The organism is Caballeronia sp., assembly GCF_028292365.1.
In the GTDB taxonomy this organism is placed as follows: domain Bacteria; phylum Pseudomonadota; class Gammaproteobacteria; order Burkholderiales; family Burkholderiaceae; genus Caballeronia.
This window is the reverse complement of the sequence record NZ_JAQGMM010000278.1, coordinates 1-11830: the sequence shown is the minus strand read 5'-3', so window position 1 is coordinate 11830 and position 11830 is coordinate 1. Positions and strand designations below refer to the sequence as shown.

The 11830-nt window shown below is 61.1% G+C and carries 12 protein-coding genes; 1 reads left to right on the top strand and 11 read right to left on the bottom strand.

Translation table 11 applies throughout. The features are described 5' to 3' along the window. Positions 1–85: 85 nt before the first annotated feature. On the top strand, positions 86–1036 hold the full coding sequence (gene miaA, locus JWR14_RS17450) for a tRNA (adenosine(37)-N6)-dimethylallyltransferase MiaA (RefSeq protein ID WP_299709148.1): 951 nt from the start codon (positions 86–88) through the stop codon (positions 1034–1036). Positions 1037–1071: 35 nt separating this feature from the next. On the opposite strand, the gene pyrF is transcribed toward miaA, so the two are convergent. From pyrF to JWR14_RS17395, 11 genes are all read right to left on the bottom strand, one after another. Continuing rightward, a complete protein-coding gene (pyrF, locus tag JWR14_RS17445) occupies positions 1072–1887 on the bottom strand; it encodes an orotidine-5'-phosphate decarboxylase (RefSeq protein WP_299709146.1) in 816 nt (271 codons plus the stop codon). Between the two features lie 118 nt (positions 1888–2005). Continuing rightward, entirely contained in the window at positions 2006–3115 is a 1110-nt protein-coding gene (locus JWR14_RS17440) for an aldose 1-epimerase (RefSeq protein ID WP_299709144.1), read from the bottom strand. Positions 3116–3283: 168 nt separating this feature from the next. Beyond that, positions 3284–4162, bottom strand: coding sequence for an SMP-30/gluconolactonase/LRE family protein (locus JWR14_RS17435; protein WP_299709143.1), 879 nt, complete (start codon positions 4160–4162; stop codon positions 3284–3286). Next, positions 4159–4950: an SDR family oxidoreductase gene (locus tag JWR14_RS17430; protein WP_299709141.1), complete on the bottom strand. Its 792-nt coding sequence runs from the start codon at positions 4948–4950 to the stop codon at positions 4159–4161. The genes JWR14_RS17435 and JWR14_RS17430 overlap by 4 nt, the downstream gene beginning before the upstream one ends. An 18-nt stretch (positions 4951–4968) precedes the next feature. Beyond that, entirely contained in the window at positions 4969–5961 is a 993-nt protein-coding gene (araH, locus tag JWR14_RS17425; protein ID WP_299709139.1) for an L-arabinose ABC transporter permease AraH, read from the bottom strand. A 27-nt stretch (positions 5962–5988) separates the two neighbouring features. After that, the gene (araG, locus tag JWR14_RS17420) at positions 5989–7506 is read right to left on the bottom strand and encodes an L-arabinose ABC transporter ATP-binding protein AraG (RefSeq protein ID WP_299709137.1); all 1518 of its coding nucleotides are present in this window, start codon (positions 7504–7506) and stop codon (positions 5989–5991) included. 88 nt (positions 7507–7594) lie between these two features. Next, positions 7595–8605 carry an arabinose ABC transporter substrate-binding protein gene (locus JWR14_RS17415; RefSeq protein WP_299709134.1) on the bottom strand — a complete coding sequence of 337 codons (1011 nt, stop codon included), beginning with the start codon at positions 8603–8605 and terminating at the stop codon, positions 7595–7597. 108 nt (positions 8606–8713) lie between these two features. Beyond that, a complete protein-coding gene (locus JWR14_RS17410) occupies positions 8714–9484 on the bottom strand; it encodes an SDR family oxidoreductase (RefSeq protein WP_299709131.1) in 771 nt (256 codons plus the stop codon). Beyond that, on the bottom strand, positions 9481–10158 hold the full coding sequence (locus tag JWR14_RS17405) for a 2-dehydro-3-deoxy-6-phosphogalactonate aldolase (RefSeq protein WP_299709128.1): 678 nt from the start codon (positions 10156–10158) through the stop codon (positions 9481–9483). Before JWR14_RS17405 ends, JWR14_RS17410 begins: the two co-directional genes overlap by 4 nt. A 14-nt stretch (positions 10159–10172) precedes the next feature. Then, on the bottom strand, positions 10173–11198 hold the full coding sequence (locus JWR14_RS17400) for a 2-dehydro-3-deoxygalactonokinase (RefSeq protein ID WP_299709126.1): 1026 nt from the start codon (positions 11196–11198) through the stop codon (positions 10173–10175). Next, positions 11195–11830, bottom strand: a 636-nt coding sequence (locus JWR14_RS17395) for an IclR family transcriptional regulator (RefSeq protein ID WP_299709123.1), incomplete at its 5' end; no start/stop codon positions are given. The genes JWR14_RS17395 and JWR14_RS17400, both read right to left, overlap by 4 nt.

Below are 11830 nucleotides of genomic sequence, written 5' to 3'. Positions count from 1 at the left end.
AGCGCGGCGACCAATGCAATCACGGCCGCCCGACCTGGTTCCAGTTGACGCTCGGCGATCTCGATCGACTTTTCATGCGCGGACAATGAGCGCGCGGCGGATTGCGTGTCGGGTTGCGTGTTTATTGGGGCCGACGGCATCAGGGAAGACCGCGGCGGCGCTCGCGTTCGCGCAGCGCCGGCCGGTGGAAATCATCAGCGTGGATTCGGCGCTGGTTTATCGCGGCATGGATATAGGCACGGCGAAGCCGACCGCGGAAGAACGCGCGCTGGCGCCGCATCATCTGATCGATATCATCGATCCGACTGAATCGTATTCTGCGGCTCAATTCAGGAATGACGCTTTGAAGCTCGTGACGGAAATTGAAGGTCGCGGCCGAATCCCGTTATTGGTCGGTGGAACCATGTTGTATTACATGGCTTTGACGCGCGGATTAAATGATTTACCGGAAGCGAATCCGGAAATGCGCGCGGCACTCGATGAAGAAGCAGCGCGCGATGGCTGGCCGGCCTTGCATGCGCGATTGGCTGCGATTGATCCGGAAACCGCAGCGCGGCTCGCGCCCAACGATTCGCAGCGAATCCAGCGCGCGCTGGAAGTGTTCATGCTGAGCGGCAGAGCTTTATCGGCAATATTGAAAGATCCGAAAAAGAGTCAGGAAAGCGAACCTGAATTTGTTCCGATTGCGCTGGAGCCATCGGATAGAAGCGTGCTGCACGGGCGAATAGAAAGGCGCTTCGACGACATGTTGAAAGCGGGCCTGATAGAAGAAGTCGAAAACCTGCGCGCGCGTGGCGATTTAACGCCGGCAATGCCATCGATGCGCTGTGTGGGATACAGGCAAGTCTGGGAATATTTGGACCGGACTATTGACTACGCGACCATGCGCGATAAAGGCGTATTCGCGACGCGTCAGTTGTGCAAACGCCAACTAACATGGCTGAGAAGCATCGAGGATCGAAGGGTTGTGGATTGCGCCGTAGCGGGCGCCACCGAAGCGGCGCTGGAACAAATTAATACGGTTATTGAGGGATAAGGCCTCATCTGTCACCAGGCCTGTGCGAAAAGCCCTTAAATCACCGCATTAATAGCGTCGCGAGTCCGGCGCGCCGCTTCGGCCGCGGCGTCAGTAAAATCATCAGCTTTGCCGGCATAGATAATCGCCCGCGAGGAATTAATCAGCATTCCGCCTTTGCCCGAAGAATCGCGCCCGGCACGGACGGTCGCTTCAACATCACCGCCTTGAGCGCCAATGCCCGGACTCAAAAGCGGCATATCGCCAACACAAGAACGCACGAGCTCGACCTCACGAGGAAACGTCGCCCCGACAACCAGGCCTAATTGCCCGCTCGCATTCCACTTCTCGGCAGCGAGCCGCGCCACGATCTGATAAAGCGGCGTTCCATCGACCTCAAGAAACTGCAGATCCGAGCCGCCGGCATTCGACGTGCGGCACAAAACGATCACGCCCTTTCCGTCATGCTCAAGATACGGCTGAACCGAATCAAACCCCATATACGGATTAACGGTGACGGCATCCGCTTTGTATCGATCAAATGCTTCAATTGCATATTGCTCGGCGGTGCTGCCGATATCGCCGCGCTTGGCGTCCAGGATCACGGGCAATCCAGGATGCTCCGCGTGAATATGTGCAATCAGCTGTTCAAGCTGATCCTCCGCCCGATGCGCAGAAAAATACGCAATCTGCGGTTTGAACGAGCAGGCAAATGGCGCCGTAGCATCAACAATGTCGCGGCAAAAGTCGAAGATTGAATCAGCACGCCCGTTCAACGCACCCGGAAACCGTGAAGGCTCCGGATCAAGCCCGACACAAAGCAGGGACTGGGTGCGCGACCACGCGGCATTGAGCGATTCGATGAAAGACATGGGCATCCGGGGCGAGAAGGCTAATAAGCGATCCCGCATTTTAACGCGCCGCCGCCACGTTTCCTGACGCGCGGCGAACCGCTAATCGCTAATCGGTAACGGGTAACCCGCTAACGCCTCACCGCGCCGCCACCGCCGTCTTGCGCGCTTTCTGGCCTGCGGGCTGCTTCGGCCGCCCGCGCCGCTTGGCTTCCCCCGACCGTTCGACAGTAAAGCTGAACTCGCGCGTCAGGCCTTCACCCGGCGCCAGCACCGTCATCCCGTGCGCAGCGCCGCCACCGGGCAGATTCACCGCATTGATCGGGTGATCGACGGGTTCAAAGCAGAAGAAATTCTGACCAGCCGGCGCGTAGAGCACGTAGTAGTCGGTATCGGCGCAAATGGTCAGCGACAACCGCCGCTTCGGCCACATCACGCTCGTGCGCCCGCTCCACCCGGTGAACGCGTTGTTCACCATCGCGTCGGGCATGGGGTAGGCCACGCCGAATTGCCACGCAGGCGGGGCCGGAACATGACGGATCGGCAGGAAATCGTCGCCGCAGAGCCACAAGCCATCGGCTGCCGCTGACAACTCGGTATCGGCTTCGCGCGTGAGGAACGGATGCAATCCGAGCCCGAACGGCAACGCATCGCGCCCCGTATTCTCGACATAGAGCGTCACCACCAGCGTCGACGCCTCAAGCATGAATGATTGGCTCGCCGTGTACGAATATGGCGCGCCATTGCGACGATCGAGCGTGAGCCGCACGTGCGTCGAGCTCTCGGAGGCCACATCCCACGCGCCAAGCCAGCCGTCGCCATGCAGCGGCAGCGGCTCGCCGGGCCGGTTGCACGGCACATCGACACCGCGGCCGAGAAACTGAAACCGCCCGCCGCCGATACGATTCGAATATGGCAGCAACGGGTAACACGCGAGTTCATTCGGATCGGTGGCCGCGCTCGGTGTTAGGCACGGCCGGAAAATTGGCACGAGCGCGCCATCGCTACGCCAGTCGAAGCGGGTGATGCCGCCGCCGAGAGCCGGCGCGATATCAAGCCGTAATTGTGCGTTGGCGAGTGTGATGCAACCGTTGACGCCCGCGCCGCCCATCGCGACGACCGACGTGGCGGGCCCCGGGCGAATTGGCGGCTCCGTTGCGGCGGCAAGCTTCGAACGGCGGCTGGGTACGGCTGGCCGGGACGCCACCGGTGGTGGCGTGGAGCTTCCTGCTGGGCGAGCAACGGTCATGGTGGCTGACTCCGAACGAGAGGCGATCGATCCCGTGGTCCTGGCCTGAGGCGCAAGCATGCCCGGGAAGCTGCGGGCAGCGCGTCGTGCGCACCGCCTCATATTTGTTAGCAACGTAATGCCGCGGCCTGGGGTGCGACGCGTAAAGCGCCCGCCGCTCCCATCCGCTCAATGCGTGTGGCTATGCCCGCGAAACACCGGCTCGGCAATACCCGTTGCCGACGGCGTCGCGATAAAAACTGCGCCCGCATGCGGATCGTTCTGTAACGCGTCCGCATCTAATCCGACCCGCGCACTCGTGATGTACGCCGTGTCGAGTTGTGCTCCACCGAACGCGACGCAGCTCGGCTGCGCAGTCGGCACGTCGATACGCGCTGTTTCGCGGCCATCGGCGTTATAACGCACTACGCGCCTGCCGCCCCACTGAGCGTTCCACAGGCCACCATCGCTATCGACGGCAGAACCATCCGGCTCACCGCTCGCATCCGACAATTCGACAAACACACGCTGGTTTGCAAACGAATCGTAATCACACACGCGAATCTCACGCTCCGGCGAATCGCAGAAATACATGCGCGAACCGTCGGGACTGAACGCGATGCTGTTCGAAATCGCGCACTCGCCAAGCGGCAAACGCTCGAGCGACAAATTCACGTTCAACCGATAAAACCCGCCGATCTTCTCCGCCTTCGCCACGTCGTGTTTCGTCCCGAACACAAAGCGGCCCTGGCGGTCGCATTTGCCGTCGTTGATACGCGTCGGCAGATCGGCTTCCACCGGCATGATCGTTTCGATAGCGCGAGTCTTCAGGTTAAAAAACGCCAGCCGGGAAGCAAGACCGAGCAGCAGCACGTCAGCATCGGCGCATAACGCGAAGCACGCAAGCCGTTCCGGCATGGCGAACGAAATGCTGCTGGCATCGCGGGGATCGTAGCGCCACAAACGCTCGCCTTCAATATCCGTCCAGTAAAAACGCCCGGTTTCGGCGCACCACGTCGCGCCTTCGCCCAGCGCACATTGGCTGTCGACCAGCAGATCCGCTTTCATGCCCAGCCTCCGTCAATGACCACTTCCTGCGCGGTCATCATGCTGCTGTCATCCGATGCCAGGAACAACGCGGCGCGCGCGAGATCCACGGGCAGCAATTCGGCATCAATACACTGGCCGTCCTTGATCGCGCGGCGACCGGCGTCGTCAAGCCACAGACGACGTTGTTTGTCGGTCATCACCCAGCCCGGCACGAGCGTGTTCACCCGGATATTGAACGGCCCGAGATCGCGCGCGAGGCCATTCGTCATACCTTGAACGGCCGCCTTTGCCGTGGTGTACACCGGGAAATTTCCTTGTTTAAGCATCCAGCTAATTGAGCCGAGGTTCACGATCGACCCGCCGCCAAGTTGCTTCATATCGTCGATCACCGCCTGCGCCGCAAAAAACTGATGACGCAGATTCACCGCGATGCCGGCGTCGTAGGACTCGGGCGTCACGTCCTCGATCTTGTGACGCTTGTCATTCGCCGCGTTATTCACCAGCACGCCGATGAGCCCCAGCGTGCTGCGAACGTCGGCAATGCCTTTACGCAACGCGTCGATATTCGTGAGATCGACGCGCAGGAACACGGGCCGGAACTGCCCTTCGGCCAGATCCGCGCCGAGCTGATCCGCGAGCGCCTCGCCGGCGTCGGTATCGATATCGAAGAACGCAACCTTCGCGCCCTGATCGAAGAAATGCTCGACGAACGCCGCGCCAATACCCGTTGCGCCGCCGGTAATCAGCACCACTTTGCCGGCGAGGCTCGGATAGCGAGCAAGGTTTTTATCGACTGAACTGGCCATCTGTCCCTAACCTCTCATTTAGTCGCGCGATCCGCGGTTCTTCAACTGGTCGAGCAGCACTGCGGCAAGCAGGATCGCGCCGCGCACGAGGTACTGGTAGAACGCGTCGATGTTCATCAGGTTCATCACGTTCTCGACCGTACCCATGATCAGCACGCCGATCACCACGCCGGAAATTGTCGCGCGGCCCCCGAGCAGCGACACACCGCCGAGCACGCACGCGGAAATGACGTTGAGCTCGAAGCCGTCAGCGGCATTCGGTTGTCCCGACGTAATCCGCGACGCCAGGATAACCCCGGCGAGCGCTGCCACCGCGCCCTGGATCAGGAAGATCCAGACGCGTGTGCGTTCCACATTGATACCAGCCAATCGTGACGCTTCAGCGTTACCGCCGATCGCGAGCGTATTACGCCCGTACACCGTCTGATTCAGCAGCACGCCGAACACGATAAAACACGCTAGCGTCACCCAGATCGGCAGCGAGACGCCGAACATGGTCAAGCCGCCGAGCGCGATAAACGTATCCGACGAAACGCCCACCGCCTGCCCATGCGAGACGATAAACCCAAGCCCGCGCACGACTTCCATCGTAGCCAGCGTAGTAATCAGCGCGTTGATCCGCAAGTACGCAATCACCGCGCCGTTCACAAAGCCAATAGCCGAACCCGCCGCCACCGCCGCGATAATCGCAATAAACGTGTTGCCCGTCGCGTTCAGGACCATCGCGCAGAGCACGCCGGCGAACGCCACCGTGGACCCGACTGACAAGTCGAAATCGCGCGAGGCGAGGCAGAACATCATCGTGCAAGCGACCATGCCGATCTGCGAAATCGACAGCGCCAGGCCGAGCATGTTCTCGATCGAGAAGAAGTGATCGACCGTGAGCGACATCGTGATGAACATCAAGATGAAGATCACGACAAGGCTGTATTCGGTGATCTGCTGCCACCACCGCTGCTTGTCGTTCTTCGCTGGCACCAGCGTGTTGGTAATGTTTTCCCTGACTTCCATGATGTCCTCCATCTCCACTTTTTTGCTTCAGGCTGCCTTCGCAGTCGGTTCCGATTGCACAGGCAGCGCAAGATTCAGCACTGATTGTTCGTTCGCGGTGCCACGTGGCAATTCGCCCGCGATCCGCCCTTGCCGCATCACCACGATCCTGTCCGATACCCCCAGCACTTCCGGCAGTTCGGACGAAATCATCACGATCGCGCAGCCGCGTTCGGCCAGTTGATAGATCACGTGATAGATCTCGTGCTTCGCGCCCACGTCAATGCCGCGCGTGGGTTCATCGAGGATCACGACTTTCAGTTCCGGCTCCGCGAGCCAGCGCGACAGAATGGTTTTTTGCTGATTGCCGCCGGAGAGGAAGCGAATTTTCTGCTTGCGGCTCGGCGTCTTGATCTTCAGCAACTGGATGAAACGCTCAGCCGTTGCGGCTTCTTTCTTGCGATCCAGGAACAGCCCGGCGCGCAAGTAATGCCGGCGGCACGAGATGTTGATGTTCTCCGACACCGACGCCATGGCCACGATGCCTTCTTCTTTCCGGTCCTCAGGACACAGCACGATGCCGTGCTTGATCGCTTCGCCTGCGCTGCGAACCTTGATCGGCTTGCCATCGAGCGTGATCGTGCCAGCCTTCTTGCGATCCGCGCCGTAGACCAGGTGCATCAGTTCGCTGCGCCCCGCGCCCACCAGCCCAAAGAAGCCGACAATCTCGCCGCGGCGCACTTCAAAACTTGTTGGTTCACGCAGCGAGTGACCTTCAATATTCGTCACGGCGAAACGGACATCGCCCAGCTTGCGTGGCTTGTAATCGTAGATATCGGAAATTTCGCGACCGACCATTTCCTGCACGAGCGTATCGCGCGGAACCTCAGCCAGATTTGGGTGTGACGCAATCTTCCGGCCGTCGCGGAAAATCGTGCACGTATTGCACAGCTCGTAAATCTCGTCCATGCGGTGCGAGATGTAGATCAGCGCGCGATTGTCCGCTTTCAGATCACGCACGAGCTTGAACAGCACTTCCGTCTCGCGATGCGACAGCGACGACGTGGGTTCATCGAGCGCAATCACGCGTGCGTTGCGCAGCAGCGCCTTGCAGATTTCCACCATCTGCCGTTGCGCGATGGAAAGCTTCTTGAGCTTCGCATTCGGGTCGAGATCGACACCCATTTGCAGCAGCCGCTCGCGCACATGCTTTTTCCCTTCGCCCTTGTGCACCCAGCCGAACGTGTTCGGCAAAGAGCCGAGCAGCAGGTTCTCGGCGACCGTGAGATCGGGTACGTACTGCAACTCCTGGTGAATCACCGCGATACCCGCCGCAATCGATGCAGCCGCGCTTGCGAATTTCACCTCGTTGCCATCGATCAGGACACGTCCGGAATCCGGCTGATATTCACCGCCCAGCACTTTCAGCAAAGTCGATTTGCCCGCGCCGTTCTCGCCCATCAAGCCGTGCACTTCACCGGCGTTGACATCGAACGACACGCCGTCGAGCGCGCGCACGCCTGGAAAAACCTTACCGATATTGTCAAAACGCAGCGTCGCTGACACATCGCCTCCTTGGAATTCGTGCGGACCGCAACGCCTTTCCAGACGCTGCGATCCGCGTTGCTCTACTAATACCTGATACGAAAAGACCTTACTTGGCCGATGCCAGGCCCATCTTCTCGCGCACTTCGCCTACGTTGTCACGCGTTGCCAGCATGCCGGTCGTCAGCGTCACGAGCGGCGGTTCCTTGCCGTCCTTGATCCACGTGTACATGAGTTCCGACGTTTCCTCGCCATGACGCTTCGGGCTGATGATCACCGTGCCGTAGAAGCCGGTCGGGTTCGGTTTCTTGAACTCGTTCAACGCCGAATCCGAGCCGCCGATGCCCACGCCAATCATGTTGTCCGCCTTGAAGCCGCGGCCTTCTGCAGCACGCACTGCGCCGAGCACGGCTTCGTCGTTCAGGCCAAACGCCACCCAATGCTTGAACTGGGTGTTTTTCGTCAACGCGATGTTGGCTGCGTTGAAGGCGTTTTCAGTATCGGTCTTGGCTTGCGGCGCCATCACGATATTGGCCTTCGGGAAACCCGCTGCGACCAGCGCTTCCACAGCACCAGCGGTGCGGTCATGCGCCGTCGGAAGCTGTTCATACGTCACGTCGATAGCGCCAACTTCGGCCATGTTCCAGCCGCGCTTTTTGATCTCTGCAGCAATGCCATCGCCTACCTGCTTGCCGATGTTGAATGCCGAAATGCCCATGTAAGGGACTGATTCGATCGGCTTGCCCGAACCATCGACCAAGCGGTCATCGACCGTCATCATCTTGAGCCCGGCAGCTTTCGCTTTGGCAACAATGCCCGGTCCAAGCTTGACGTCAGGTGTGCAGATCACGAAACCCTGGGCCTTTTGCGCGGCGAGGTTGTCGATCGCGCTCATCACCTTTTCACCCGACGGCGCGCCGATCTTCACCAGCGTGAAGCCCTTTGCCTTGGCTGCCATTTCGGCGAACTTCCATTCGTCCTGGAACCAGGGTTCTTCCGGCTGCTTCACGAGGAAGCCGATCTTGACGTCATCGGCGGCTTGCGCCACCGGCGCCGTGAACAAGGTCGCGCTGGCTGCGGTGGCCGTGGCAACGAGCGTGAGGAACATTCTGCGTTTCATGGTCTGTCTCCTGACTTGACTGTCTAGTTGGTACGAAGGTATTGGCCGCGTCTTGTTGTAATGACGTCGCACCACGGCCAGTGCGTCATCCTTTACTGCTGAATCGGTTTAATCGTGGTACAGCGCCGAGCGCCCGCCATCCACCGTGATGCAACTCGCGTTGATAAACGGCGCTTCGTCGGACGCGAGGAACACGGCGGTCATGGCCACTTCCTCCGGCTGGCCGACGCGCTTCATCGGTTGAAGATCGAGCGTTGCCTGTTTTGCTTTGGCTGGATCAGCTTGTTCGTTCCACCAGTCGTGCGTGAGTTGCGTCTCGATGTAACCCGGCGCAATCGCGTTCACGCGCACCTGCCGCCCCGCGTATTCGATACCCAGCGCCCGCGTCAATCCAATCACCCCGTGCTTCGCCACCGGATACGGAAAACAACCCGGGATGATCTTGAACGAGTGCGTAGAAGCAATATTCACGATGCTGCCGCGCCCCCGTTCAACCATGCCCGGCAATACGGCACGACAACCGTTCCAGACGCCGTCGAGATCGACTGCGAAGCAACGGCGCCAGTCATCGTCGGTCATGGTCAGCGGGTCGCAGAACACGTTGATGCCCGCGTTGTTCACCAGCACATCGACCGGGCCGAACTTCGCTTCTGCTTCGCTGACCGCGTTCTGCACCGATGCGCTTTGCGTCACGTCCGTTTGCACCGCGAGCACGTTGTCCGCCGACCCGATCCGCGCCGCCGTTTCCCGCGCTAACGCAATATCGAGCTCCGCCAACACCACCGATGCGCCTTCTCGAACGAACGCGCCGGCAATCGCCGCACCGATGCCGCGCCCGGCGCCGGTAATGACCGCGACCTTGCCTGCGAGCCGGTTCATTTCTTCTGGCCTCGCGCAACCGCTAATCCATTGATGAACGCCTTAGCGTGCGAGGCCGTGGTTGCTGCGCTCTGACCTGGTTTGTACAGCGCCGAGCCGAGACCGAAACCATTCGCGCCCGCTGTCAGGAACGGCCCCATGTTGTCCGGCGAAATTCCGCCTACCGGCACGAGTGGCACTTGCGCCGCGATCACCGCGCGCCATGCCTTCACCACATGCGCGCCCAGTTGCTCGGCGGGGAACATCTTCAACACGTCGGCACCATTTTTCAGCGCGAGGAATGCTTCGTTCGGCGTTGCGACACCTGGCGAACACGCAAGACCTTGCGCTTTCGCGGCGCGCACCACGTCGCCGTCGCTATGCGGCATCACGATCAACTCGCCACCGGCACTTTTCACTTGCGCGACGTAATCCGGATGAAGGACCGTGCCCGCACCAACGATCGCATCGGCGGGAAGCGCCTTACGGATCGCCGCGATGCTGTCGAATGGCTGCGGCGAATTCAACGGCACTTCCATGATCCGGAAGCCTGCTTCGTACAACGCGAGGCCGTGATCAGCCGCGTCCGCCGGCGTCACGCCGCGCAGGATCGCAATCAGTGGACACAGTTCGAACGCAGCGGCGAGGCCAGCGTGCGGCGCGTAAGGCGCGGGGAGGTTGATATCGATTTGCATGGTCCTGCTCCTAATTAGATGCGCTTGGCGATCGACTGGATCAGGCCAGCCTGCAGCGCGATCCGATGCAATCCGCGTTCGGTTGCGTGCGCGACGGTCCGCGCATCGTGGCAACCGAAACGTGCAAGTGCCTGGCGATAACGCTCGCACAGCGCGTCGTTACCGATCAGCCTCAACGCCTTGCCCGCGAGGTCCGCTTGCTCTCGCGCCAGCACTTCATTGAGACCGCGTAATTCGTGGCCGATCAACAGGCCCGAGAGGTAATCTGCTTGTTGCTCCGGCTGCAGTTGCCCTGTGAGTCCCAGCGTGCGGGTGCTGAAAATGGTGGCGAGCAACCCTGCGTGGCCCGCGTCTTTGGCCGTATCAACGCCGCGAATGAACGCGTCCAGATCTGGCTGTACGGTCGCGCGCATCGTGCGGCCGAGAATGGTGTGATCGCGCAGCGCACCGTAGGTCTCGCCGGTCATGAAGGTGTAGAACCGCTCAATACGTCCCTTCGATACCACCGCCCACTTCGCATGCGTTCCCGGCAAGCCGATCAGGCCGCCGTGCGGTTCCTGGTCCAGCGTGGCGTCGCTCGCGAGCGCTCCGAAGATCTGCGTTTCTTCACCGCGCATCACGTTGGGCAACGTGCCGTCTTCAAGCACGCCAGGCACGATGTGAACCGTGACGCCCTTGAGCGTTGTCACGCGCACGATGCCCGCGACCAGCGCGGCGGGATCGGCGGGCGTGGACACGTACGGCGCTTCCATCCAGCCTTGCGCGCTGCCGACCATGCCCGCCGCGATCACCGGAAGCGGCGCGCCGCCGGCGAGCCATGCGCCGCAGGTTTCTTCGAAGACGGCGTCGAAGCCGCCTTCCGCTGCGGGCTTCGGCAGATTCATGATGCCCGCCGACGATGCCCGCGTATCCAGCACCGCGCCGCTTGCGCCGAGCAGATAGGCCCTGAGCGCCGTGGTGCCCCAGTCGAGCGCGATGAGCGCCGGTGCTTCGTCAGCGCGGGCTGATTGCGTCTCGGCCGATGTGTCGATCCGCGTCATCGTTTGATCCTGCGTGTTGCGGGCTGCGGAACACGCCAGCCGAGTTCTTGCGAGATCGCGCGCGCTTCGCGCTGCACGACCGGAATCAGTTCTTCCATGCGCTCGGACGGCATGTAGGGAATCGTGCTCGCCACTGACAGCGCCGCCACGATCGCCCCCGACGCATCACGCACCGGCGCCGCGACGCAGCGGATCGATGCTTCGTTTTCCTCGAGATCGAAGGTGAAACCGCCTTGCGAATAACGCGTCATGCGCTGGATGAAGGTATCGATATCGGGCTGATGATCGGGCCTGAAACTCACCTTCGCTAGCACGCGATGTGACGCCTCCAGCAGCTTCTTCCAGGTCTCGGGCGGCAGGTCGAGCATCATCGCCTTGCCGATTCCCGTCGATGCCAGCGGCATGCGGTGACCCACGCGCGAGCGCATTTCGAGGCCACGCGTGCCGGGAATCTTGTCGATGTAGAGCACGTCGTCGCCGTCGCGCACACCGAGGTGGATGGTGTCGTGCGTGTGCTCGGCGAGCACTTGCAGATGCGGACGCGCGACCGCGGTGAGCGGCATTTGTTCGAGCGCGATGGTGCCGAGTTCGATCAGCTTGGGGCCGAGCAGATAACCGCCGCCGACCTGGCG

Coding starts and splice junctions, on each gene's coding strand:
- miaA (WP_299709148.1), top strand. CDS start 86: ATGAGCGCGCGGCGGATTGCGTGTCGGGTTGCGTGTTTATTGGGGCCG.
- pyrF (WP_299709146.1), bottom strand. CDS start 1,887: ATGTCTTTCATCGAATCGCTCAATGCCGCGTGGTCGCGCACCCAGTCC.
- JWR14_RS17440 (WP_299709144.1), bottom strand. CDS start 3,115: ATGACCGTTGCTCGCCCAGCAGGAAGCTCCACGCCACCACCGGTGGCG.
- JWR14_RS17435 (WP_299709143.1), bottom strand. CDS start 4,162: ATGAAAGCGGATCTGCTGGTCGACAGCCAATGTGCGCTGGGCGAAGGC.
- JWR14_RS17430 (WP_299709141.1), bottom strand. CDS start 4,950: ATGGCCAGTTCAGTCGATAAAAACCTTGCTCGCTATCCGAGCCTCGCC.
- araH (WP_299709139.1), bottom strand. CDS start 5,961: ATGGAAGTCAGGGAAAACATTACCAACACGCTGGTGCCAGCGAAGAAC.
- JWR14_RS17415 (WP_299709134.1), bottom strand. CDS start 8,605: ATGAAACGCAGAATGTTCCTCACGCTCGTTGCCACGGCCACCGCAGCC.
- JWR14_RS17410 (WP_299709131.1), bottom strand. CDS start 9,484: ATGAACCGGCTCGCAGGCAAGGTCGCGGTCATTACCGGCGCCGGGCGC.
- JWR14_RS17405 (WP_299709128.1), bottom strand. CDS start 10,158: ATGCAAATCGATATCAACCTCCCCGCGCCTTACGCGCCGCACGCTGGC.
- JWR14_RS17400 (WP_299709126.1), bottom strand. CDS start 11,198: ATGACGCGGATCGACACATCGGCCGAGACGCAATCAGCCCGCGCTGAC.